Annotated in this window: 19 protein-coding genes and 1 pseudogene; 9 read left to right on the top strand and 11 right to left on the bottom strand. The window is 71.8% G+C overall.

The window, feature by feature from the left end; all coding sequences use genetic code 11:
• Positions 1 to 2: 2 nt before the first annotated feature.
• The 3 genes and pseudogenes from ACTMSW_RS22370 to ACTMSW_RS22360 form a co-directional block, all read right to left on the bottom strand.
• Entirely contained in the window at positions 3 to 1,415 is a 1,413-nt protein-coding gene (locus ACTMSW_RS22370; protein WP_441182632.1) for a hypothetical protein, read from the bottom strand.
• Positions 1,416 to 1,492: 77 nt separating this feature from the next.
• Positions 1,493 to 2,008 (bottom strand): annotated as a pseudogene (locus ACTMSW_RS22365) (nitroreductase family protein); the annotation flags it as partial.
• 12 nt (positions 2,009 to 2,020) lie between these two features.
• Positions 2,021 to 2,146 carry a hypothetical protein gene (locus ACTMSW_RS22360; RefSeq protein ID WP_441182631.1) on the bottom strand — a complete coding sequence of 42 codons (126 nt, stop codon included), beginning with the start codon at positions 2,144 to 2,146 and terminating at the stop codon, positions 2,021 to 2,023.
• Between the two features lie 63 nt (positions 2,147 to 2,209).
• On the opposite strand from ACTMSW_RS22360, the gene valS reads away from it, so the two are divergent.
• Positions 2,210 to 4,774, top strand: coding sequence for a valine--tRNA ligase (gene valS, locus ACTMSW_RS22355; RefSeq protein ID WP_441182630.1), 2,565 nt, complete (start codon positions 2,210 to 2,212; stop codon positions 4,772 to 4,774).
• A gap of 170 nt (positions 4,775 to 4,944) precedes the next feature.
• Here the strand turns inward: valS and ACTMSW_RS22350 are convergent, their stop codons facing one another.
• The 5 genes from ACTMSW_RS22350 to ACTMSW_RS22330 form a co-directional block, all read right to left on the bottom strand.
• Complete coding sequence (locus tag ACTMSW_RS22350) at positions 4,945 to 5,436, bottom strand: hypothetical protein (protein WP_441182629.1); 492 nt, start codon at positions 5,434 to 5,436, stop codon at positions 4,945 to 4,947.
• A gap of 208 nt (positions 5,437 to 5,644) precedes the next feature.
• Complete coding sequence (locus tag ACTMSW_RS22345; protein ID WP_441182628.1) at positions 5,645 to 6,355, bottom strand: ABC transporter permease; 711 nt, start codon at positions 6,353 to 6,355, stop codon at positions 5,645 to 5,647.
• A gap of 1 nt (position 6,356) precedes the next feature.
• Positions 6,357 to 7,316 (bottom strand): ABC transporter ATP-binding protein, encoded by a 960-nt coding sequence (locus ACTMSW_RS22340; RefSeq protein WP_441182627.1) that lies wholly within the window; start codon positions 7,314 to 7,316, stop codon positions 6,357 to 6,359.
• Positions 7,313 to 8,197, bottom strand: coding sequence for an ABC transporter permease (locus ACTMSW_RS22335; protein ID WP_441182626.1), 885 nt, complete (start codon positions 8,195 to 8,197; stop codon positions 7,313 to 7,315). Before ACTMSW_RS22335 ends, ACTMSW_RS22340 begins: the two co-directional genes overlap by 4 nt.
• Positions 8,190 to 9,140 carry an ABC transporter ATP-binding protein gene (locus ACTMSW_RS22330; protein ID WP_441182625.1) on the bottom strand — a complete coding sequence of 317 codons (951 nt, stop codon included), beginning with the start codon at positions 9,138 to 9,140 and terminating at the stop codon, positions 8,190 to 8,192. The genes ACTMSW_RS22335 and ACTMSW_RS22330 overlap by 8 nt, the downstream gene beginning before the upstream one ends.
• Before the next feature lie 82 nt (positions 9,141 to 9,222).
• Between ACTMSW_RS22330 and ACTMSW_RS22325 the strand changes: the two genes are divergently transcribed.
• The 4 genes from ACTMSW_RS22325 to galT all read left to right on the top strand — a co-directional run bounded on the left by ACTMSW_RS22325 (position 9,223) and on the right by galT (position 13,479).
• Positions 9,223 to 9,816 carry a DM13 domain-containing protein gene (locus tag ACTMSW_RS22325; protein ID WP_441182624.1) on the top strand — a complete coding sequence of 198 codons (594 nt, stop codon included), beginning with the start codon at positions 9,223 to 9,225 and terminating at the stop codon, positions 9,814 to 9,816.
• Positions 9,817 to 9,925: 109 nt separating this feature from the next.
• Complete coding sequence (gene cysC / locus ACTMSW_RS22320) at positions 9,926 to 11,455, top strand: adenylyl-sulfate kinase (RefSeq protein ID WP_441182623.1); 1,530 nt, start codon at positions 9,926 to 9,928, stop codon at positions 11,453 to 11,455.
• Positions 11,456 to 11,587: 132 nt separating this feature from the next.
• On the top strand, positions 11,588 to 12,406 hold the full coding sequence (locus ACTMSW_RS22315) for a DeoR/GlpR family DNA-binding transcription regulator (protein WP_441182622.1): 819 nt from the start codon (positions 11,588 to 11,590) through the stop codon (positions 12,404 to 12,406).
• A complete protein-coding gene (galT, locus tag ACTMSW_RS22310) occupies positions 12,403 to 13,479 on the top strand; it encodes a galactose-1-phosphate uridylyltransferase (protein WP_441182621.1) in 1,077 nt (358 codons plus the stop codon). Before ACTMSW_RS22315 ends, galT begins: the two co-directional genes overlap by 4 nt.
• A gap of 377 nt (positions 13,480 to 13,856) precedes the next feature.
• On the opposite strand, the gene ACTMSW_RS22305 is transcribed toward galT, so the two are convergent.
• On the bottom strand, positions 13,857 to 15,074 hold the full coding sequence (locus ACTMSW_RS22305; RefSeq protein WP_441182620.1) for an NADP-dependent isocitrate dehydrogenase: 1,218 nt from the start codon (positions 15,072 to 15,074) through the stop codon (positions 13,857 to 13,859).
• A 135-nt stretch (positions 15,075 to 15,209) separates the two neighbouring features.
• Between ACTMSW_RS22305 and ACTMSW_RS22300 the strand changes: the two genes are divergently transcribed.
• Positions 15,210 to 16,016, top strand: a complete 807-nt coding sequence (locus ACTMSW_RS22300; RefSeq protein WP_441182619.1) for an MBL fold metallo-hydrolase — start codon at positions 15,210 to 15,212, stop codon at positions 16,014 to 16,016.
• A gap of 99 nt (positions 16,017 to 16,115) precedes the next feature.
• Here ACTMSW_RS22300 and mdh read toward each other — a convergent pair whose 3' ends face one another.
• Both mdh and ACTMSW_RS22290 read right to left on the bottom strand, forming a co-directional pair.
• Positions 16,116 to 17,066 carry a malate dehydrogenase gene (gene mdh, locus ACTMSW_RS22295; protein WP_441182618.1) on the bottom strand — a complete coding sequence of 317 codons (951 nt, stop codon included), beginning with the start codon at positions 17,064 to 17,066 and terminating at the stop codon, positions 16,116 to 16,118.
• Between the two features lie 127 nt (positions 17,067 to 17,193).
• A complete protein-coding gene (locus tag ACTMSW_RS22290; protein WP_441182617.1) occupies positions 17,194 to 18,054 on the bottom strand; it encodes a bifunctional methylenetetrahydrofolate dehydrogenase/methenyltetrahydrofolate cyclohydrolase in 861 nt (286 codons plus the stop codon).
• A gap of 443 nt (positions 18,055 to 18,497) precedes the next feature.
• On the opposite strand from ACTMSW_RS22290, the gene ACTMSW_RS22285 reads away from it, so the two are divergent.
• From ACTMSW_RS22285 to ACTMSW_RS22275, 3 genes are all read left to right on the top strand, one after another.
• Positions 18,498 to 20,102: a peptide ABC transporter substrate-binding protein gene (locus ACTMSW_RS22285; protein ID WP_441182616.1), complete on the top strand. Its 1,605-nt coding sequence runs from the start codon at positions 18,498 to 18,500 to the stop codon at positions 20,100 to 20,102.
• An 82-nt stretch (positions 20,103 to 20,184) separates the two neighbouring features.
• Positions 20,185 to 21,123: an ABC transporter permease gene (locus ACTMSW_RS22280; protein WP_441182615.1), complete on the top strand. Its 939-nt coding sequence runs from the start codon at positions 20,185 to 20,187 to the stop codon at positions 21,121 to 21,123.
• Positions 21,116 to 22,084: an ABC transporter permease gene (locus tag ACTMSW_RS22275; RefSeq protein WP_441182614.1), complete on the top strand. Its 969-nt coding sequence runs from the start codon at positions 21,116 to 21,118 to the stop codon at positions 22,082 to 22,084. Before ACTMSW_RS22280 ends, ACTMSW_RS22275 begins: the two co-directional genes overlap by 8 nt.
• Positions 22,085 to 22,117 lie beyond the last annotated feature (33 nt).

Here is a 22,117-nt window from a genome sequence, read left to right as displayed (position 1 = left end):
GCCTACCTCTCGATCTCGATCGTCACCGGCCCGCTGGGGGGCGACGACACCCCGGCCGGGTCCGCCGGCTCGTCGGCGGCGCCGGTGGGTCCCGCCGCCCAACCCCGCCAGTGCTCGACCAGGAAGAGGCCCCCCACCACCAGGGCGGCCCCGCCGGCCAGGGCCGGCGTCGCCCAGGTCCGCGAAGCCGACTCGTACCACCTGCCGGCCAGCAGCAGCGGCAGTAACAGCTGCGCGCCGAGCAGGAGCGCCACGAACCCGAATGCCAGCAGGCCGGCCACCGGTGCCGCATCGCGGTCCGGCCGCACCGCGACCCGGGCCACCCCCACCGCCCACACCAGACCGAAGCAGAGCAGCACGAGAGCGAGGTGGGCGGCGTCGTACCGGCCGGCGTCGAACAGGCGGGGCACCAACGGGAACGTGCCGGCGACGACCAGCAGGGCGACCGCGTCCCAGGGCACCAGCCGGTCGGCGTACCGGACGAGCCCGAAGGCGACCACCACGGTCAGCAGGGCGGCGGGCACCAGCAGGACGGTCACCGGCTCACCGTCGCCGGTGACGCTGCCCAGCGCGTACAGGGCGGCCGGGCCGACCACGAACGCGGAGAGCACCCACCGGACTCCGGCGGCCCGCCACATGTGCCAGGCGTAGCCGGTCACCACCGCGGCGACCAGGATCGCCAGCCCGGCCGACCAGGACCAGTCCGCCGGGACGTCGGCCAGTTCGTCACGCAGCGGAGCAACGCTGCCGTCCCGCCACGCCCGAACCATCTGCACAACGCCCGACACGGCCGCGACGACCACCGGGATCCCCCACCGCGAAGCCACCGACCGACCGGTGACAGGGGAACCGCCACCGCCGGCCAGCAGCGCGGCCACGGTCACGACGGCGAGCGTCACCCACAGCACGAGGTCGACCTCGGCACCGCCGACGCGGTCGGGACGGGCGATCGGCAGGGACGCCTGGAGCAGGAGACCCGTCACCAGAGCCGCGCCGACCACCGGGCGGGCCGGGCGGACGACCTGGCCAACGGCGAGCACCGCACCGCCCAGGGCGAGACCCGCGCCGGCCATGGTGACGAGGACCGTGGCCCGCGACGACGGGCTCGGGTCCGTCGCACCCCCGGAGACGGCCGGAAGCAGGCCCACCACGGTCTGCACGGCGAGACCGGCCGCCGCGAGCCACCATCCGGACACCCGACCGTTCAGGATCGTCGCGACCAGCGCCAGCAGCAGCACCGGCATCCCGAACACGACGGGGTCGGACCACGCGCCACCGACCAGGCCCCAGAGGCCGGACCGGACGGCCAGGGGCACCGCGTCGGCGGCGAACGTGACGCCGGTCGCGAGCGCGGCGAGCACCCCCACGGCGACCCGCCCGGCCGACCTGGAACGGGTTTCCGGAGCCACCACCATGAGCCGCCTCCCGCGAACGTGGACGCGATGGTGTCACAGCGGGCGATCACCCGCTGTCCCGTGCGCGACGGCCGGTCCTACCAGGCGTCGACGTGCAGCACCTCGTCCAGGGGCTGGCGCTTCGCCGGCCGGAAGCCCTCCCCGGTGTAGTACGCGGTCGGGATCAGCGCCGCCTGCCGCACGTCGGCGGAGAGGCCGAGCAGCTCCGCGACCTCCGCCTCGTACGCGAGGTGCAGGGTGGTCCAGGCGGTGCCGAGCCCGCGCGCCCGCGCGGCGAGCATGTAGCTCCACGCGGCCGGCAGCACCGACCCCCACAGCCCGGCCTGGTTGCCCGCCGGCAGCTCGCCGCCGCCGTGCACCTGGAGGCACGGGATGAGCAGCACCGGCACCTCACCCATCCGGTCACCGAGCCAGGCGACGCTCTCTCCCACCCGGCGCTGCACCTCGGCGCGATCCGGGTCCCCGGCGACGAGCCGGGCGGCCGAGCCCTCGGAGGCGAGGTAGCCGTGCACCGCCCGCTGGTAGAGGCGGCCGATCGTGGCCCGCTTCGCCGCGTCGGTGACCACGACCCACTGCCAGCCCTGCCGGTTGGAGCCGGACGGCGCCTAGAGTGCGATCTCCAGGCACTCCCGGACCAGCTCCATCGGCACGGGCCGGGTCAGGTCGAGACGCCGGCGAACCGTACGGGTCGTGGTGAGCAGCTCGTCGGGGCTCAGGGGAAGCGTCGCCATCCGGTCATCGTGACACAGCGATAAGCCGTGGTCGGGTCGATAGCGGGTGCCTACGATCGACGGATGACTGATACGGCGAGGACGGCCCGCGCCGGCGTCCCCGAGCGTCCCACGCTGGACGGGCTCGAGGAGACCTGGGCGCGCCACTGGCAGGAGGAGGGCACGTACGCGTTCGACCGCTCGAAGGAGCGTCCGGACGTGTACGCGATCGACACGCCTCCGCCGACCGTATCCGGCGAGCTGCACATGGGGCACGTCTTCTCGTACACGCACACCGACGTGGTGGCCCGCTTCCAGCGGATGCGCGGGCGGACCGTGTTCTACCCGATGGGCTGGGACGACAACGGGCTGCCGACCGAGCGCCGGGTGCAGAACGTGTACGGGGTGCGCTGCGACCCCGCCCTGCCGTACGACCCGTCGTGGCAACCGCCGGCCACCCCGGTGGACGACGCGGCCCGGAAGGACCCGACGCCCGTCTCCCGACGCACCTTCATCGAGCTGTGCGAACGGCTCACCGTCGCCGACGAGCAGATCTTCGAGGCGCTCTGGCGGCGGCTCGGGCTGTCCGTGGACTGGACGCTGACGTACACGACGATCGGCCGGGTGGCCCGGGCGACGTCGCAGCGGGCGTTCCTGCGCAACCTCGGTCGGGGCGAGGCGTACCAGGCGGAGGCGCCGACCCTGTGGGACGTCGGGTTCGCCACCGCCGTCGCCCAGGCGGAGCTGGAGGACCGGGAGCGGCCCGGCGCGTACCACCGGCTGCGGTTCAGCGGACCGGCCGGGCGCGAGGTGCTCATCGACACCACCCGGCCGGAGCTGCTGCCCGCCTGCGTGGCGCTGGTCTGCCACCCCGAGGACGAGCGGTACGCGGACCTCGTGGGGTCGGCTGTGCGTACGCCCGTCTTCGCCGTCGAGGTGCCGGTGCGCGCGCACCCGCTGGCGGACCCGGCCAAGGGCACGGGCATCGCGATGGTCTGCACGTTCGGCGACCTGACCGACGTGACCTGGTGGCGGGAGCTGGCCCTGGACACCCGCGTGGTGATCGGCCGCGACGGCCGGCTGCTGCCGGACGCGCCGGCCGGCGTGCCCGCGCAGCCGTACGCGGCGCTGGCCGGGCAGACCGTCAACGGCGCCCGGCGGACGATGGTGGACCTGCTCGCCGACGCGGGCGACCTGGTCGGCGAGCCGCGGCCGATCACGCACCCGGTGAAGTTCTACGAGCGCGGCGACCGTCCCCTGGAGATCGTGTCGACCCGGCAGTGGTACCTGCGCAACGGGGGTCGGGACGCGGCGCTGCGGGACGACCTGCTGGCCCGGGGCGCCGGGTTGCGCTGGGTGCCGGAGCACATGAAGCACCGGTACGACCACTGGGTGGGCGGGCTGACCGGGGACTGGCTGGTCAGCCGGCAGCGCTTCTTCGGGGTGCCGGTGCCGGTGTGGTACCGGCTCGACAACGCTGGCGAGCCGGACTACGCCCACCCTCTCACACCGGATGAGGCGACGCTGCCGATCGACCCGTCCACCGACGCACCGCCGGGCTACGCCGAGTCGCAGCGCGGTGCGCCGGGTGGTTTCGTCGGCGACCCGGACGTGCTGGACACGTGGGCCACCTCGTCGTTGACCCCGCAGATCGTCGGCGGCTGGGAAACCGACCCCGACCTGTTCGCCCGCGTCTTCCCGATGGACCTGCGCCCCCAGGGCCAGGAGATCATCCGGACCTGGCTCTTCTCCACGGTCGTCCGCGCTCACCTGGAGCACGGTGTGCTGCCGTGGCGGGACGCCGTGCTCTCCGGCTGGATCCTCGATCCGGACCGGAAGAAGATGTCCAAGTCCAAGGGGAACGTGGTCACCCCGATGGCGCTGCTGGAGCAGCACGGGTCCGACGCGGTGCGGTACTGGGCGGCCAACGGCAAGCCCGGCATGGACCTCGCGTTCGACCCGGCGCAGATCAAGGTGGGCCGCCGGCTCGCCACGAAGCTGCTCAACGCGTCGAAGTTCGCCCTCGGGCTGGGTGCCGCGGACGCGCTGCGCGCACCGGCGACCGAGCCGCTGGACACCGCGATGCTCGCCGAACTGTCCGGCGTGGTCGGGACGGCCACGGCCGCCTTGGACGCGTACGACCACACCGCTGCCCTGCAGGCCGCCGAGTCGTTCTTCTGGCGGTTCTGCGACGACTACATCGAGCTGGTGAAGGAACGCGCCTACGGCACCGGGCCGGGTGCGGACTCGGCCCGCGCGGCGTTGGCCACCGCGCTGTCGGTGCAGTTGCGGCTCTTCGCGCCGGTGCTGCCGTACGCGACGGAGGAGGTGTGGTCCTGGTGGCGGTACGGGTCGGTGCACCGCGCGACGTGGCCCACCACGTACGAGGTGGGCCGGACGATCCAGGCTCCGGGTGATCCGGCGTTGCTGCGGCTGGCCGGTGACGCGCTCAGCCAGGTCCGGCGGGCCAAGTCGGAGCGGAAGCTGTCCATGAAGGCGGAGGTGCCGCTGGCCGAGGCGCTCGGTCCGGCCGCCCTGCTCGACCAGCTCACGACGATCAGCGACGACCTGCGGGCGGCGGGCCGGATCGGGAAGCTCGACCTCCTGCCCGACCGCACCCCGGAACTGGTGATCGCCTGCGCCTTCTGAGCCCACAGGCCGACGTGCGTGCCCGGCGCGCGCCCCCGACGTGCGTGCCCGGCGCGCGCCCCCGACGTGCGTGCCCGGCGCGCGGTTGCTGGGAAAGAGTGGCTTCCGCGTCGCGGATGGCCACTCTTTCCCCGTAATTGTTCATCCCTCGCCGACGGCGGGGGCGCGGGTCAGGTGGGCGAGCAGGCGGTCTCGAGGCGCTTCACGGCGGTGGTCAGGGCCGTCCGGCTCGGCGCCTTGCTGGGTGCCTTCGTCCACCTGTCGGCAAGGTCCGACATGGCGTCGCCGACCTGCTTCACGGCGTCGTTGACCGCGGGGCTCGTGGTGAACGCCTGCGCGTAGAGGGTCGCGGCGCCGGCGGAGTACTCGGCGCTGACGGCGAAGTGCCCGGCCGGCGGCCCGATCTTCTCCGCCTCGGCGACCTTCTTCAGGGCGGTCCGGATCTCACCGTCGGCGGCGGTGCAGGCGGACGCGGTGGCGGCGTCCAGGCCCGCAGCGCCGGTCGCGGTGGCGCTGGGAGAGGCGGCCGGTGTCGTGGCCGCCGTGCTGGCCGCTCCGGACGCCACCGGGTCACCCGTCGAACCGCCACCGTCGGTGCAGCCGGCCAGGACGACCGTCGCCGCGATGACCGAGCTGAAGAGGCCGAGCCGAGTTCCGCGCATGGTTGTCCCCCCGTGGTCCTGCGCTGTCGCTGCCGCCGCCGCAAGGTACCAGAACGGTGGATCTTCCGGCTGTCCGTTGTGGAACCACCGCCCCGCCGACAGACCCACACGGGAAGGGCCCCCGGCCGACGCCCGCGCCTTCGCGACGGGTGTTAACCGGGGGCCCTTCCTCTACCGGAGGCGTTAACGGGGGGCCCTTCCTTACACCTCAGCTCGTTTCGCCGGCCACGCTGAACGACCGGAGGCGGTCGATCGCCAGGACGGTGAACCCGATCGCGATCAGGACCGTCATCACGGACGCCACCGGGACCGAGACGGTGGTGGCGAGCAACCCGGTCGGGGCCAACCGGTCGGCCAGGGCGATCACGTACTGCTGGATGGACAGCACCTTGGTGCCACTGACGAAGTTGCCCAGGAGCCCCTCCCAGATCAGCACGTAGACCAGACCGAGCAGCACCGGCCGCCGGGTGATCAGGCTGAGCGCCAGGAACAGCGCCGAGTACGCCAGCGCGCCGATCGTCGAGGCGGCGGCGAGGGCCAGCCCGAGGCGTACCGAGTCGGCGAGCACGCCCGCGACGTACAGCGGCACGGCCACGGTGGCCGCGGTGACGCCGGCCGCCACCGCCAGCTTCGGCAGGACGATCTGCCAGCGCGGCAGCGGCTTGGTCAGGATGTGCACCACGGTGCCGTCGTCGATCTCGGCACCGAGCACGCCGGTGCCGACGATCAGGGCGACCACCGGCAACACCACGGCCAGGCCCAGGCCGACCAGCACCGGCGGGCCCCACTCCCCCGGGTCGACGCCCAGCGCCCGGGAGAGCACGGCGAGCAGCACCAGCAGCACCGGCAGCGGGAGGAGCAGCAGGAAGCGACGACGCCCGAACAGCCCCCGCGCGGTGATCCAGGAAACGGTCGACATGTCAGGCCTCCACCAGGTAGGAGAAGACGCTCTCCAGGGACTCGTCCTCGGGCACCAGCTGCTGCACCCGGATCCCCCGGGCCAGGGCGAGCTTCGGCAGGGCGCGCGTGAACGCGCCGTAGTCGCCGGCCCGTACGGTCAGGCCGGTGCGGCCCAGCTCGACGCCGCTCACCGACGTCTCGGCCATCAGGGCCACCGCGAGGGCCCGGTCGTCGGTCGAGCGGACGGCGAAGACGTGCGGCCGGTTGGTCATCAGCCGGCGGATGGTGCGGAAGTCGCCGGACGCGGCGAGCCGGCCGGCCACCATCACCTGGACGGTGCCGGAGACCTGTTCGACCTCCTCCAGGATGTGCGAGCTGAACAGGATGGTGCGGCCGGCCGCGCCGAGGCGGTGCAGCAGGTCCATCATGTGCAGCCGCTGGCGCGGGTCCATGCCGTTGAACGGTTCGTCGAGCAGCAGCACCTGCGGGTCGTGCACGAGCGCGGCGGCGACCCGGGCGCGCTGCCGCATGCCCTTGGAGTACGTGCCGATCCGGCGCTCCTGCGCGCCCTCCATCTCGACCAGTGCGATCGCCCGGCGGGCCGCGTCCTCCGGGTTCGGCAGCCGGTGCAGCTTCGCGCTGGCCAGCACGAACTCGTACGCGGTCAGGAAGGTATGCACGGCCTCCCGCTCGCTGACCAGGCCGAGCCGGCGGTAGACGTCGGGGTTGCGCCAGGTGGGCCGGCCGTCCAGGGTCACCGCCCCCCGGGACGGGGCGAGGAAACCGGCCATCATGTGCAGCAGCGTCGTCTTGCCGGCGCCGTTGGGCCCGAGCAGCCCGGTGACGCCCGGGCCCAGCCGCATGCTGACGTCGTTGACGGCGACCACGTTGCCGTACCAGCGGGAGACGCCCGCGAGGTCGAGCGTGCTGGTGGTGGCGGCCGAGACCGCCGCCGTCGGGTCGGTGCTGGTCGCGGTCATCGGGCGGCCACCTTCCGGTATCGCAGGAGCAGCAGGGCGACGCACGCGCTGACCAGCACGACGGCGGCGAGGGCGTAGACCGGGCCGAAGTCGCCGATCGGCAGGCCTCCGCCCTGGCTCTCCGGCTCCAGCAGGTCACCGAGCGCCCAGGTGCCGACACCGCTCACCAGGGTGGACGGGGAGGCCAGGAAGGCCAGTTCGTTGACCGCCTGGGAGGGCATGATCGACAGCGTGCCGACGACCGGCGCGGTCATCAGGAACACGGCGACGATGCCACCGGCGGCGAAGGCACGCTTGCCGGTGAACGAGGCCACCAGCAGGCCGATCGAGGCGAAGACCACCGCCCAGAGGCCGGCGTACAGCAGGCCGGGCAGCAGGTCGAGCAGCTCGTTCCAGACCCCGCGCATGCCCTCCTTGGTGGTGAACGCGGCGCCGAGGAACATCACCAGCTGCGGACCGCCGAGCAGCAGCCAGAGCGCCGTCATCATGGCCAGCAGCTTGGCCAGCGGGTAGTCGGAGCGTGGCAGCGGGCGGGAGAAGTACAGCGGCAGCACGCCACTGCGCAGGTCGCGGCTGACCAGCTCCGGCGCGGCCACCGCGACGAAGAAGATGACCAGCCAGCTCATCGCGTCGGCGAACTGGGCGTACGTCATGACGACCTGGCCGATCTGGCTGCGTACGGCGGTGACGCCGGCCGCGACCAGGGTGACGATGCCGACCACCAGCCAGGGGAAGATCTTGGCCTTGGCGGTACGGCCGAGCCCGAACACGGTCCGCAGGCCGTGCACGTAGAGCGCGCCGAAGACGTCCCGGCGGCCCAGCCGGGGGCCGGTGTAGCGCTGGTAGCCGATGTCGTGGATGACGCCGGTCGGCTCAGGCATGGCTGGGCTCCCTCGTGGCGAACAGCTCGGCGACCCGGTGCCGACGCTGGTCGAGCCGGTGCAGCGGCAGGTCCAGCTCGGCCACCGCGCCGAGGATCGTGTCGTAGGTGGTGTCGTCGGTCAGCTCGACGAGCAGCAGGCGTCCGTCCCGGCGGACCGGGAGGCGCAGCGCGGCGAGCCGCGCGGCCAGTTCGTCGGTGCCCTCGCTGACCTCGACGGCCAGGACGTCGGTGGCCGAGGTCATGGCGGAGATGCGGTCGGCGCGCAGCAGCCGCCCGCCGTCGATGGCGACCAGCGTGTCGCAGATCCGCTCGACCTCGCCGAGCAAATGGGAGCAGACCATGACGGAGATGCCGAACTCGTTGCCGATGCGGTGCACCAGGGCGAGCATGGCGTCCCGGCCGGCCGGGTCCAGGCCGTTGGTCGGTTCGTCGAGCAGCAGCAGGTCCGGGTCGTGCACGAGCGCCTGGGCGAGCTTGACGCGCTGCTTCATGCCGGTGGAGTAGCCGCCGACCGGGCGGTACCGCTCCTCGTAGAGACCGACGTGCCGCAGCGCCTCGGAGGCCCGCTCGCGGGCGACGGTGCGCGGCAGGCCGCTCATCCGGCCGAGGTGGGTGACCAGCTCGGCGGCGGAGAGGTCGGGCGGAAGGGCGTCGTGCTCGGGCATGTAGCCGACGCGGGCGCGCACCGCGTCGGAGTCGGTGGTCGGGTCGAGGTCGAGGACGCGGACCCGGCCGCTGGTCGGAGGAAGAAGGCCGAGCAGGATCTTGATCAGCGTGGACTTGCCGGCGCCGTTCGCGCCGACCAGACCGATGATCCCGGGCTCGACCGCGACGGTCAGGTCGGCCAGCGCGGTGACCCCACCCCCGTACGTCTTGGTCAGCGACTCGGTCGCGATGAGTGTCACGCCGCCAGCGTAGGGAGCCGACGCACACCGGGGCATCAGGCGCGCCCCTGATCCCACCACTAGGGGTGGTAAGACTCCGGTAATCCCACGCGGGCCGTCCGGGCGGAAGACTGGCCCCATGGTCACCCGACTGCTGCGCGGGCCGCTGGTCCGGGGCGCGCTCGCCGTGCTCGTCGTCGTCTCCGCCCTGGGGCTCTGGTGGTTCCAGCCGTGGAAGCTCGTCACCGACAGCGAGGTGGACGAGGACCTGTCCGTCGTCGTCACCGTCGCGCCGCCGCCGGCCGGCCCGACGACCGGCGGAACGGTCCGGAAGCCGACCGGCGGCGGTCCGTCCGGGGGCAGGACGGCGCCGGGGCCGTTGCTGGTCGGCGAGGGCGCCTTCGTCACCCACGAGTACGCCACCTCCGGCACCGCCCGGATCGTCCGCACGCCGGACGGGCGGCACCGGCTCGAACTGGTGGGCCTGGACACCTCCAACGGTCCGGACCTCCGGGTCTGGCTGACCGACCAACCCGTCCGCTCCGGCACCGCCGGCTGGCGGGTCTTCGACGACGGCCGGTGGGTGGAGCTGGGCCGGCTCAAGGGCAACCGGGGCGACCAGGCGTACGACATCCCGGCCGACGTCGACCTGGCCGACCTGACCAGCGTGTCGATCTGGTGCAAACGGTTCGCGGTGTCCTTCGGCGCGGCCCCGCTGACACCCGTCGGCTGATCTCGGAAGGCCCCGTCACCAGGCCTCGCACCGCCCGTGTGGAGTGGCACTCGACCGATCACCCGATGGACTGCAAAACTGTGTGCCGGTCAGCGGTCTTGGGGGTCAGATGAGCAACGGGTGGGTGCTGCCCGACGAGGTGCTTCGGGACGCGCCGGCGTACACGCCGCGCCCGGGTGAACTGGCCGATCTGGAGTTGCTGCTGACCGGGGCGTACGCCCCGCTCGCCGGCTTCATGACGCGCGCCGACCTGGTCTCGGTCAGCCGGCGCGGCCAGCTGGCCGATGGCACGTCGTGGCCGGTGGCGGTGACCCTCCAGGTGCCTGCGGCGCTGGCCCAGGGGCTGGATCCGCGCGATCCGGCCCGGCGCACGCTGGTGCTCGCCGATGCCGAGGGCGCGCCGGTGGCGGCGCTGGAGGTCACCGACGCGTGGCCGGTCCGCGACGGGGTGGCGGGTGTCGGAGGGCCGGTCCGGCGGCTGGGTGACGGCGGTCACGGTCCGTTCCAGCGGCTGCGCCGCACCCCCGAGGAGGTACGCGGGCTGCTGCCGCCCGGCCGCGTCCTCGGGGTGATCGCCGACCGGCCGTTGCACCGACCCCAGCTGGCGCAGATCGCGCACGCCGCCCGGACCCTCGGGGCGCACCTGCTGGTGCTGATCCCGGTGGGCGAGGACGTTGGTGGGGGGTTGCCGCCGGAGGCGCTGGTGCGCAGCGTCTTCGCCGCGCGGGACCGGATGCCTCCGGCCACCCTGGTGGGCGTGCCGCTGTCCCGCCGCCGGGAGGAGATCAGCGACGCCCTGCTGCGAGCGCGCGTGGCGGCGGCGTACGGCGTGACCCACCTGCTCTCCACCGGCGACACGCTCTCCGGTGCGGGCCTGCGGGTGCTCGTGCCCCGCGAGCTGGCGTACGACAACCGGGACGGGCAGTGGCGCTGGCGGGAGGACATCCCACCGCGTAACCGGCGGCTGGCGCTGACCCAGGGGGAGATCGACGACCTGCTGGACCGGGGCTTCCCGCTGCCCGAGTGGCACACGCCGCCGGCCGTGGCGAAGGAGCTCGTCCGGGCCCGGCCGCCCCGGCGGTACCGGGGATTGGTGATCTTCCTGACCGGTCTGTCGGGCTCGGGCAAGTCGACGGTCGCCCGGGGGCTGGCCGACGTCCTGCGGGAGCAGGGCGAGCGCACGGTGACCCTGCTCGACGGTGACGTGGTGCGGCGGGAACTCTCGGCCGGGCTCAGCTTCAGCAAGGCCGACCGGGACCTCAACGTCCGGCGGATCGGCTGGGTGGCCGCCGAGATCGCCCGGCACCGGGGGGTGGGCATCTGCTGCCCCATCGCCCCGTACGCGCAGGCCCGGGCGACCGCCCGGGAGATGGCGCTCAACGCCGGGGCGGGTTTCGTGCTGGTCCACGTCGCCACCCCGCTGGAGGTCTGCGAGCAGCGGGACCGCAAGGGCCTGTACGCGCGGGCCCGCGCCGGCCTGCTGACCGGGATGACGGGCATCGACGACCCGTACGAGGAGCCGACCGACGCCGACCTGGTGCTCGACACGACCGACATGCCGATCGACGAGGCCGTGCAGGCGGTGGTGCGCCAGCTGACCGAGACCGGCTGGGTCGAGCCCCGGTTGCCGGCCGTCTGAGTCGCACCGCTCCGCTTTCGACGGGCCAGACCGCCCCGTTCCCTTCCGTGGTCGCCTCGCGCGCGCTAGTGTTCGTTCTTGTTGGAACACGTTTGACCGCGTGGCAGTGCGCGGCGGAACGGAGGTGCTCGGTTGCTCGCCCAGCAGCGGCAGACCGCCATCCTGGACCGGGTACGCGCCACCGGCGGTGTCCGGGTGACCGAGCTGGCCGTCGAGTTCGGCGTCTCCGACATGACCATCCGCCGCGACCTGGACGTGCTGCACGAACGGGGCCTGCTGGCGAAGGTGCACGGTGGCGCGACGGTGACCGGGCCGAGCTCGACCGACGAGCCGGGCTTCCGCGCGAAGTCGGTCCGCCAGCTCGCCGAGAAGGCGGCCATCGCCCACCGCGCCGCCGAACTGGTCCGGCCGGGCGCCGCCATCGCCCTCTCCGCCGGCACCACCACCGCCGAGCTGGCCCGTCGGCTGGTCGACGTGCCGGGCCTGACCGTGGTGACCAACTCCCTGCCGGTCGCCGAGATCCTGCACGCGTCCGGGCAGCCGGACCAGACGGTGATCCTGACCGGCGGCGTGCGTACGCCCTCGGACGCGTTGGTCGGCCCGCTCGCTGTCGGTGCGATCCGGTCGCTGCACCTGGACCTGCTGTTCCTCGGCGTGCACGGGATCACCGAGCGGGCCGGCTTCACCACGCCGAACCTGATGGAGGCGGAGACCGACCGGGCCCTGGTGGCCGCCGCCGACCGCCTGGTCGTGCTGGCGGACCACACGAAGTGGGGGACCGTCGGCATCTCCTCCATCGTCGAGCTCGCCGCCGCCCACGTCCTGGTCACCGACGACCGGTTGCCCGCCGCCGCCCGGCGGGTACTCGACGAGCAGGTGGATGAGCTGGTGATCGTGACGGGAACGGGCGCGGGACGGGCCACGCCGACGAACGAAGGGGTGGCAGAGTGAAGCGCACCGCGATCGAGCTGGCCGACGGCCGCGAACTGGTCTACTTCGACGAGCGCGACGACGCCGTCCGCGACCAGCCGGACCGCCGCGACCTGCCGCCGCCCCCGCCGGCGTCCCAACTGCGGTACGACCCGCTGACCGACGAGTGGGTGGCGGTCGCCGTGCACCGGCAGACCCGGACCTTCCTCCCCCCGGCCGACCAGTGCCCGCTGTGCCCGTCGACCGCCGACCGCCTCAGCGAGATCCCGGCGCCCGACTACGACGTGGTCGTCTTCGAGAACCGCTTCCCCTCGCTCAGCGGTCGGGTCGCCGACGAGCCGGCGGAGATCACCCCCTTCACGCCGGTCCGCCCCGGCCAGGGCCGCTGCGAGGTGGTGTGCTTCACCGACGACCACAACGCGTCCTTCGCCAGCCTGCCGCCGCGCCGCGTGCGTACCGTGCTGGACGCGCTCGCCGACCGGACGCTCGTACTGTCCGAGCTGCCGGGCGTGGAACAGGTCTTCTGCTTCGAGAACCGGGGCGTGGAGATCGGCGTGACCCTGCACCACCCGCACGGGCAGGTCTACGCGTACCCCTTCGTCACGCCGCGCACCCGATCGCTGCTGGTCGCCGCCCGCCGGCACGCCGAGCGCACCGGGGGGCGCAACCTGTACGCCGACGTGCTCGCCGCCGAGCGCGCCGCCGGCGACCGCGTGGTCGCCGCCAACGAGCACTGGACGGCGTACGTTCCCGCGGCCGCCCGGTGGCCGTTCGAGGTGCACGTCGCGCCGCACCGGCCGGTGCCGGACATCCCCGCCCTGGACGACGCCGAGCGGGCCGCCTTCGGGCCGCTCTACCTGGACGTGCTGCGCCGCTTCGACGGGCTCTTCGACATGCCGATGCCGTACATCTCGGCCTGGCACCAGGCCCCGATACGCGTCGACCGCGAGCTGGGCCACCTGCACCTTCAGCTGTTCAGCATCCGACGGGCGAAGGACAAGCTGAAGTACCTGGCCGGCTCCGAGTCCGGGATGGGCGTCTTCATCAACGACATCGCCCCCGAACGCGCCGCCGAACTCCTCCGCGCCGTGTGAAAGGAAAGGCCCCCGCTTAACGCCTGCGGTAGAGGAGGGGCCCCTTCTTAACACCGCCTCCGGCGCGGCGTCCGCTTCGGGCGGGGCGTCCTGGAAACAGGGCGCGGGGGGCCCGGGACAGGGCCCCCCGCAGGGAAGGGACGGCTGGCTGTGCACGACAGCCGGGAAGGCTGGCTGATCGGCACGCGGGTCGCGAGGCGACTTCGGTCAACCTTCCTGGACGCGACTGGCATCTCGTCCACCCAGGTCAACGAGGCGCGCCGAGGCCAGTGACGGGAGTCGGCGTGTCGCGCCTCCGACACGCCCTCCACCGCGGCCCGGACGCACGGAAGCCCGCCGGCACCACACCGGCGGGCTCCCGAGCGTGCGGGGTGGGCTCAGGCGGCGAGCCTGCGCGCCAGGTTCTCGTCGAGCGCGTTCATGAACTCGTCGGTGGTCAGCCACGGGGCGTCCCGCGAGATGAGCAGCGCGAGGTCCTTGGTCATCTGGCCGCCCTCGACGGTGTCGACGATGACCTGCTCCAGGGTGTTGGCGAACTCGGTGACCGCCGGGGTGCCGTCCAGCTTGCCCCGGTGGGCCAGGCCCCGGGTCCAGGCGTAGATCGAGGCGATCGGGTTGGTCGAGGTCTTCTCGCCCTTCTGGTACTGCCGGTAGTGCCGGGTGACCGTGCCGTGGGCGGCCTCGGCCTCGACGGTGCGGCCGTCCGGGGAGAGCAGGACCGAGGTCATCAGACCGAGCGAGCCGAAGCCCTGCGCGACGGTGTCGGACTGCACGTCACCGTCGTAGTTCTTGCAGGCCCAGACGTAGCCACCCTCCCACTTGAGCGCGGCGGCGACCATGTCGTCGATGAGCCGGTGCTCGTAGGTGATGCCGGCGGCGTCGAACTCGGCCTTGAACTCGTTCTCGAACACCTCGGCGAAGATGTCCTTGAACCGACCGTCGTACGCCTTGAGGATCGTGTTCTTGGTGGACAGGTAGACCGGGTAGTTGCGGTCCAGGCCGTACCGGAACGAGGCCCGGGCGAAGTCCCGGATCGACTCGTCGAAGTTGTACATGCCCATGGCGATGCCGCCGCCGGTGAAGTTGGCGACCTCCATCTCCACCGGGGCGCCGCCGTCGGTGGGCGTGTACGTGACCGTCACCTTGCCCGGACCGGGCACGACGAAGTCGGTGGCCTTGTACTGGTCGCCGTGGGCGTGCCGGCCGATGATGATCGGCTTGGTCCAGCCCGGCACCAGCCGCGGCACGTTGGACATGATGATCGGCTCACGGAAGACGACACCGCCGAGAATGTTGCGGATGGTGCCGTTCGGCGACCGCCACATCTTCTTCAGGCCGAACTCCTCGACCCGAGCCTCGTCCGGGGTGATGGTGGCGCACTTGACGCCGACGCCGTGCTCCTTGATGGCGTTGGCGGCGTCGACGGTGACCTGGTCGTCGGTTTCGTCGCGGTGCTGGATCGACAGGTCGTAGTAGTGGAGGTCGACGTCGAGGTAGGGCAGGATCAGCTGCTCCCGGATCTGCTTCCAGATGATCCGGGTCATCTCGTCGCCGTCGAGCTCCACGACCGGGTTGTTTACCTTGATCTTCGCCATCGGCCGGCGCTCCTCTCGGGGGACACGTGCTCAAGCAGTACGAGCGTACTGGAAACTGGCCGGCACTTCCGAGCCGGCCTCGGCCGGGAGGGTCGCCGGACGGCCGGCGCGGGAGATCACTGGCATCATCGCCGGATGCCACTGAGCCGCATCCTCGGGTCTATCACGGTCACCGCGCTGAGCGACGGGGAGGGGCCGTTCTTCCAGCCGCGCGAGGAGGCGTTCCCCGACGCCACGCCTGAGCACTGGCGTGCGGCGGACCGGTGCGACCCGGCGTCGACCACCGCGGACGGGCGGTGGTGGTTGTCCTTCCGCAGCTTCGCGCTGCGCGTCGGGGACGGGCCGGTCACGCTGGTCGACGCCGGCATCGGTCCGGTCGACTCCCCCGCCGCGAGCTGGGCGCCGGTGCCGGGGCGGCTCCCGGAGGAACTGGCCGCCGCCGGCATCGCGCCCGCCGACGTCCGTACCGTCGTCCTCACCCACCTGCACAGCGACCACATCGGCTGGGCGGTGACCGGCGCGCCGGGCCGACCGTGGTTTCCGAACGCCGACTACCTGGTGCAGCGGGCCGAGCTGGACACGATGGAGACGATCAACCCGGGGCTGCCGGCCGGCCTGGTCGCGCCGTTGCGCGCCGCCGGCCAGCTCCGGGTGGTCGACGGCGACACACCGCTCACCCCCGGGGTACGCCTGCTGAGCACCCCGGGGCACACACCCGGCCACCAGTCGGTGCTGGTCGACGCCGGCGACGAGCGGCTGCTGTTCACCGGTGACCTGCTGGTGCACGCGGTGCAGCTGGTGGAGCCCACCCTCGCGTACGCCCACGAGGTGGACCCGGAGGCGGCCCGGCGGTCCCGCACGACGCTGCTGCGCGACCTGGCCGGGGGTCTGCCGACGACCCTGGCCACCCCCCACCTCAACAACCCCTTCACCCCCCTCTAACCCCACCCACGCCCACCTCGGCCCAGGGGCCGGGGTGGGGATGCCGAAGGGGGGCACGCCGATGTGCCGGCGTGCCCCCCTTCGGGTGGTGCTGGTGGATCACATGCTGGCGACGTCGGCCTGCTTGGCGCGGACGGCCTCGGCGGCCTCCTTGAGGCTCGCCAGCTCGTCGGCGTCCAGGTCGGTCTCGACGACCCGCTTGACGCCCTCGGCGCCGATCGCGGCCTCGACGCCCAGGTACACGCCGGAGATGCCGTACTCACCGTCCACCCAGGCGCAGACCGGCATGACCTCGCCGGAGTCCTCGGCGACGGCCTTGGCCATGCGGGCGGCGGCGGCGGACGGGGCGTAGTACGCCGAGCCGGTCTTCAGCAGCGCGACGACCTCGGCGCCACCGTTGCGGGTCTTGACGACGAGCTCCTCGATCTGCTCGGCCGGCATGGCCTCGCGCAGCGGCTTGCCGTTGACGGTGCTCTTCGACGGGACCGGAACCATCGTGTCGCCGTGCGACCCGAGGGTCAGGGTCTTCACCGACTTCACCGGTACGCCGAGGGCCTCCGCGACGAAGTTGGTGAACCGGGCGGTGTCGAGCATGCCGGCCTGGCCGAGCACCCGGTTCTTGGGGAACTGGGTGGCGAGCTGGGCCAGCGCGGTCATCTCGTCCAGCGGGTTGGAGACGACGATGACGACGGCGTTCGGGGCGTACTTGGCGACGTTCTCGGACACCTGACGCACGATCTTGGCGTTGGTCTCCAGCAGGTCCATCCGGCTCATGCCCGGCTTGCGGGGCAGACCGGCGGTGATGACGACGACGTCGGAGCCCTCGATCGCCTCGTAGCCCTCACCGCTCGGGCCGGTGGTGACGCCGACGACCTTGGTCTCGAAGCCCTCCACCGCGCGCGACTGGTTGAGGTCCAGGGCGAGACCCGCGGGCTTGCCCTCCACGATGTCGGTGATCACGACGGTGTCGAAGACGTCGTACTCGGCCAGGCGCTGTGCGGTGGTGGAGCCGTAGAAGCCGGCCCCGACGACAGTGACCTTCTTACCCATGGTCGTCCCACTCCCTGATACCAGTCGGTTTTCCGGACCGTATCAGTCATCCTGGCACCGATCGGGCCAGGGGCGGCGGCCATCGCCGGGATGGGGTGAACGTCACCACCGTCCGGTTCGGCCGCGCTCAGTCGCGCTCGGCCCGCTCGACCACGTTGCTGAGGAGCATGGCGCGGGTCATCGGGCCGACACCGCCCGGCATCGGGACCAGCGCACCGGCGACCTCGGCCACTCCCGGGTCGACGTCGCCGGTGTAGCGGCCCTTGCCGTCGGGGCCGATCACCCGGGTGATGCCCACGTCCACCACCACCGCGCCGGGATTGATCATGTCGGCGGTGAGCAGGCCCGGTACGCCCGCCGCGACGATGACGACGTCCGCGGCGCGGGTGTGCGAGGGGAGGTCGAGGGTGCCGGTGTGGCAGAGGGTCACGGTGGCGTTCTCGCTGCGGCGGGTCAGCAGTAGGCCCAGCGGGCGGCCGACGGTGTTGCCCCGACCGACGACCGCGACCTTGGCGCCGCGCAGCGGCACGTCGTGCCGGCGGAGCAGCTCCACGATGCCGCGCGGGGTGCAGGGCAGCGGCCCGGGGTAGCCCAGCACGAGTCGGCCCAGGTTCACCGGGTGCAGGCCGTCGGCGTCCTTGTCCGGGTCGATCAGCTCCAGCACCCGCTGGGTGTCCAGGTGATCGGGCAGCGGCAGTTGGACGATGTAGCCGTGGCAGGCCGGGTCGGCGTTCAGGTCGGCCAGGACCGCGTCGACCTGCTCCTGGGTGGCGTCGGCCGGCAGCTCGCGCCGGATAGAGGAGATGCCCACCTCGGCGCAGTCGCGGTGCTTGCCGTTGACGTACGCCTGCGAACCGGGGTCCGCGCCGACCAGCACGGTGCCGAGTCCCGGCGTGATCCCGCGTTCCGCCAGTGCCTTCACCCGGGTCCGCAGCTCGTCCTTGATCTCGGCCGCGGTCGCCTTGCCGTCCAGAAGCGTCGCCGTCACGCCCAGATCGTCTCATGTCCGGCGCCCCACGATCACGACGACCTGCCAGCCCGCCCGGCAGACCGACGGACGCACATAAAGGTAACGGTATGTGAAGTGCGGTTAGTCACTGTGAGTGATTTTTTGTTGAGCTCCTCACAGCCGTAAGCGACGAGCGGACGCTGCCGGCGCAAAGCGTACGGGAGTCACCAGACGGCTCACGAGGGCCGGACCCGACCCTCGCTCGCCACCAACGCGCACCAGAAGTGCCTGGTGAAGTGCCCAATTTTGGAGGCGACCTAGCAGAAGCCGGCACCCGAGGCAAGACGGCCCGGACCGCACCGTTACCGCTTCGCAACGCCCTCGTTGCCGACGGACGCCCCACGACTTACCGTTGCCAAACGTTGCGCAGCGTCACCCAAGGCCGGGCCTGACTGCGCAGCGTGAGGAGATGAGGAGACTCCATGCGTGTTCGTAGGCTGGCTGCCTGGACCGCTCTCCCGCTCGCGGTGACCCTGGGCCTGGTGGCCTGCGGCTCGGGCGGCGGCAGCGGATCCGGCGAGAGCGACCCCAACGCGGCCGTGCGGATCGAGATCGCCGAGCCGCAGCACCTGGTGCCGACCAACACCAACGAGACGAGCGGCTCGCAGGTGCTCAGCGCCCTGTTCAGCCCGCTGGTCGACTACGACGAGGCCAACAAGGCGGTCGAGCAGGCCGCCGAGTCGGTGACGTCGTCGGACAACACCGTCTGGACGATCAAGCTGAAGGACGGCTACACGTTCCACAACGGCGAGAAGGTCACCGCCGACAACTACATCGACGCGTGGAACTACGGCGCGTACGCCCCGAACGGTCAGAACTCGAGCTACTTCTACGAGAAGATCGCCGGGTACGAGGACCTGCAGGGTGAGAAGCCGAAGACCGACAAGCTCACCGGGCTGAAGAAGGCCGACGACCTGACCTTCACCGTCACGCTGTCCCAGCCGTACACCGAGTTCAAGACCATGCTCGGCTACACCGCCTTCTACCCGATGCCGAAGGCCGCGTTCTCCGCGCCCGGCGTGCTGGCCGAGGGCTACGAGCAGGCGCCGATCGGTCAGGGTGCCTTCAAGATGAAGGGCACCTGGCAGCACGACGCCAAGGTCGAGGTCGAGAAGTACGACGCCTTCCCCGGCGAGAAGCCGAAGGTGGCCGGCGTCGAGTTCCGGATCTACCAGCAGCAGACGGCCGCGTACGCGGACGTGCTGTCGGACAACCTCGACGTGATCAAGACGATCCCGACCGAGAACCTGTCGACCGCCTCGACGGACCTGGGCGACCGGTTCAAGCAGAGCCCCGCCTCGACGTTCCAGATGCTGGCCTTCCCGACCTTCCAGAAGGAGTACAGCAACCCGGACGTCCGCAAGGCCATCTCGATGGCGATCGACCGTGACGAGATCACCAAGTCGATCTTCAAGGACTCGCAGAAGCCGGCGCGCGCGTTCACCTCGCCGGTCGTCGCGGGCTTCCGCGACAACACCATCGGCGAGGCCGGCCAGTTCGACGCCGCGAAGGCCAAGGCCCTGTACCAGGCCGCCGGCGGCCCGAGCAGGATCGAGCTGTCGTACAACGGCGACGGTGGCCACAAGGACTGGATCGACGCGACCTGCAACCAGCTCAAGGCCAACCTGGGCGTGGACTGCGTGGGCACCGCCGAGCCGAAGTTCGCGGACCTGCTGACCAAGCTCAAGGCCAAGCAGCCGGTGGGCCTGTTCCGGATGGGTTGGGTCATGGACTACCCGTCCATGGAGAACTACCTCGGCCCGCTGTACAGCACCAACGGCTCGTCGAACTACTACGGCTACAGCAACCCGGCGTTCGACAAGCTCCTGGCCGAGGGTTCGGCAGCCGCCAGCGAGGAAGAGGCGATCAAGAAGTACCAGCAGGCCGAGGACCTTCTGGCCAAGGACCTGCCGGTGATTCCGCTCCGGTTCGGCCAGAACAACTTCGGTCACTCGACCAAGGTCACGAACGTCGAGATGGATCTCTTCGACCGCATCGACCTGCTGAAGATCGAGGCCGTCAAGTAACACGGCACGACGGGTCGGGCCATCGGCGGACGGTGGCCCGACCCGCCTCCCGCTTCATCCCTTTTCAGAGAGACTGCCAAGTATGTTCCGCTTCATTCTGCGGCGTCTGCTCCAGATGGTCCTCGCGTTCTTCGGGACCACACTGATCGTCTACGCGCTGATGTTCGCCGGTCAGGGCGACCCGATCCAGGCGCTCGCCGGCGAGCGTCCGGTCACCGCCGCCCAGCGGGCATACCTGACGGAGAAGTTCCACCTGGACCAGACCGGGGTCGGTGGCTTCTTCTACCGGTACTTCGACTACATCTCCAACCTGCTCCAGGGCGACCTCGGCCAGTCCCTCACCGGCCGGCAGATCGGCGACATCCTCGCCGACGCGTGGCCGGTCACGGTGAAGCTCGCCCTGATCGCCATGGTGGTCACCATCGTCGTCGGCGTCACCGCGGGCGTCCTCGCCGGCATCCGGCGGGCCAGCATCTTCGACAACTCGACGCTGGTGCTGACCCTGCTGGTGCTCGGCATCCCGACCATCGTGCTCGCCCCACTGGCGCAGTACTTCCTCGGCGTCCGGTGGCAGGTCTTCCCGCCCACCGCCGGTGCCGACCCGGACTGGTACGCGCTGCTGCTGCCCGGCATCGTCCTCGGTTCACTGTCGCTGGCCACCGCGCTGCGCCTGACCCGGACCTCGGTGGCCGAGAACCTGCGCGCCGACTACGTCCGGACCGCCCGGTCCAAGGGACTGGTCAAGCGCCGGATCGTCGGCGTGCACGTCCTGCGCAACTCGCTCATCCCGGTGGTCACCTTCCTCGGCGTCGAGCTGGGCAACCTGATGAGCGGCGCGATCATCACCGAGGGTGTCTTCAACATCCCCGGCGTGGGCTTCAACCTCTTCCGCGGGATCCGCACCGAGGACGGCCCCCTGGTGGTGGGCATCGTCAGCGTGCTCGTCGTGGTCTACCTCCTCTCCAACCTGGTGGTGGACGTCCTGTACGCCGTACTCGACCCGAGGATCCGCTATGAGTGACTTTGAAACGGTGGCGGCCAGCGAGAACCAGGCCGCGTTGCGGGGACCCTCGGGTGAGCCCGGAGCCCCCAACCAGGTCGGCGGCACCTCGACCCGTACCGGCAAGCCGCGCAGCCTCGCCGGTGACGCCTGGCGCGACCTGCGTCGCAAGCCGATCTTCTGGCTCAGCCTCACCCTGGTCGTCCTGGTCACCGCGATGGCCGCCGTACCGGGCCTGTTCACCGGCAACGACCCCGCCGACTGCGTGCTCGCCCGCCAGCACGCCGCCCCGTCCGGCTGGGCGATCTTCGGGTACGACTTCCAGGGCTGCGACACGTACGCCCGCGCGGTGCACGGTGCCCGCGCCTCGCTGCTGGTCGGTGCCCTGTCGGCGCTGCTGACCGGGGTGATCGCGCTGGTCGTCGGCATGCTGGCCGGGTTCTTCGGCCGGTGGGTCGACGCGGTGCTGTCCCGGGTGATCGACATCGTGCTCGGCATCCCGCTGCTGCTCGCCGCGATCGTGCTGCTCAAGCGGGTCAGCAGCGAGAGTTCCGCGGTCCGGATCGCGGCAGTGATCTTCGTGCTGGCGGTGCTCGGCTGGACCACGACGGCCCGCGTCGTCCGCTCCTCGGTGATCACCGCCAAGGAGCAGGACTACGTGGCCGCCGCGCGGATGCTCGGCGCGAGCAACGGCCGGATCATGTGGCGGCACATCCTGCCGAACGCCCTCGCGCCGGCTGTCGTGGTGCTGACCATCGCGCTCGGCTCGTTCATCGCCGCCGAGGCGACCCTGTCCTTCCTCGGCATCGGCCTGCGGGAGCCCACCATCTCCTGGGGCATCGACATCAACAACGGTCGGGTGCACATGCGGGAGTCGGCGACCCCGCTGGTCGTGCCCTCGATGTTCCTCGCGCTCACCGTGCTGGCGTTCATCATGCTCGGCGACGCGATCCGTGACGCCTTCGACCCGAAGCTCCGGTGACACAAGTGCGAGCGCAAGGAGTGAGCGAAGCGA

It is taken from the genome of Micromonospora sp. BQ11 (genome assembly GCF_052068135.1).
Lineage (GTDB): Bacteria > Actinomycetota > Actinomycetes > Mycobacteriales > Micromonosporaceae > Micromonospora.
This window is presented reverse-complemented; position numbering and strand designations above follow the sequence as displayed.

What these genes read in the sequence shown, in the direction of transcription:
- ACTMSW_RS22370 (WP_441182632.1), bottom strand. Translation starts at nt 1,415, where the DNA reads ATGGTGGTGGCTCCGGAAACCCGTTCCAGGTCGGCCGGGCGGGTCGCC.
- ACTMSW_RS22360 (WP_441182631.1), bottom strand. Translation starts at nt 2,146, where the DNA reads ATGGCGACGCTTCCCCTGAGCCCCGACGAGCTGCTCACCACGACCCGT.
- valS (WP_441182630.1), top strand. Translation starts at nt 2,210, where the DNA reads ATGACTGATACGGCGAGGACGGCCCGCGCCGGCGTCCCCGAGCGTCCC.
- ACTMSW_RS22350 (WP_441182629.1), bottom strand. Translation starts at nt 5,436, where the DNA reads ATGCGCGGAACTCGGCTCGGCCTCTTCAGCTCGGTCATCGCGGCGACG.
- ACTMSW_RS22345 (WP_441182628.1), bottom strand. Translation starts at nt 6,355, where the DNA reads ATGTCGACCGTTTCCTGGATCACCGCGCGGGGGCTGTTCGGGCGTCGT.
- ACTMSW_RS22340 (WP_441182627.1), bottom strand. Translation starts at nt 7,316, where the DNA reads ATGACCGCGACCAGCACCGACCCGACGGCGGCGGTCTCGGCCGCCACC.
- ACTMSW_RS22335 (WP_441182626.1), bottom strand. Translation starts at nt 8,197, where the DNA reads ATGCCTGAGCCGACCGGCGTCATCCACGACATCGGCTACCAGCGCTAC.
- ACTMSW_RS22330 (WP_441182625.1), bottom strand. Translation starts at nt 9,140, where the DNA reads ATGCCCCGGTGTGCGTCGGCTCCCTACGCTGGCGGCGTGACACTCATC.
- ACTMSW_RS22325 (WP_441182624.1), top strand. Translation starts at nt 9,223, where the DNA reads ATGGTCACCCGACTGCTGCGCGGGCCGCTGGTCCGGGGCGCGCTCGCC.
- cysC (WP_441182623.1), top strand. Translation starts at nt 9,926, where the DNA reads ATGAGCAACGGGTGGGTGCTGCCCGACGAGGTGCTTCGGGACGCGCCG.
- ACTMSW_RS22305 (WP_441182620.1), bottom strand. Translation starts at nt 15,074, where the DNA reads ATGGCGAAGATCAAGGTAAACAACCCGGTCGTGGAGCTCGACGGCGAC.
- ACTMSW_RS22300 (WP_441182619.1), top strand. Translation starts at nt 15,210, where the DNA reads ATGCCACTGAGCCGCATCCTCGGGTCTATCACGGTCACCGCGCTGAGC.
- mdh (WP_441182618.1), bottom strand. Translation starts at nt 17,066, where the DNA reads ATGGGTAAGAAGGTCACTGTCGTCGGGGCCGGCTTCTACGGCTCCACC.
- ACTMSW_RS22285 (WP_441182616.1), top strand. Translation starts at nt 18,498, where the DNA reads ATGCGTGTTCGTAGGCTGGCTGCCTGGACCGCTCTCCCGCTCGCGGTG.
- ACTMSW_RS22280 (WP_441182615.1), top strand. Translation starts at nt 20,185, where the DNA reads ATGTTCCGCTTCATTCTGCGGCGTCTGCTCCAGATGGTCCTCGCGTTC.
- ACTMSW_RS22275 (WP_441182614.1), top strand. Translation starts at nt 21,116, where the DNA reads ATGAGTGACTTTGAAACGGTGGCGGCCAGCGAGAACCAGGCCGCGTTG.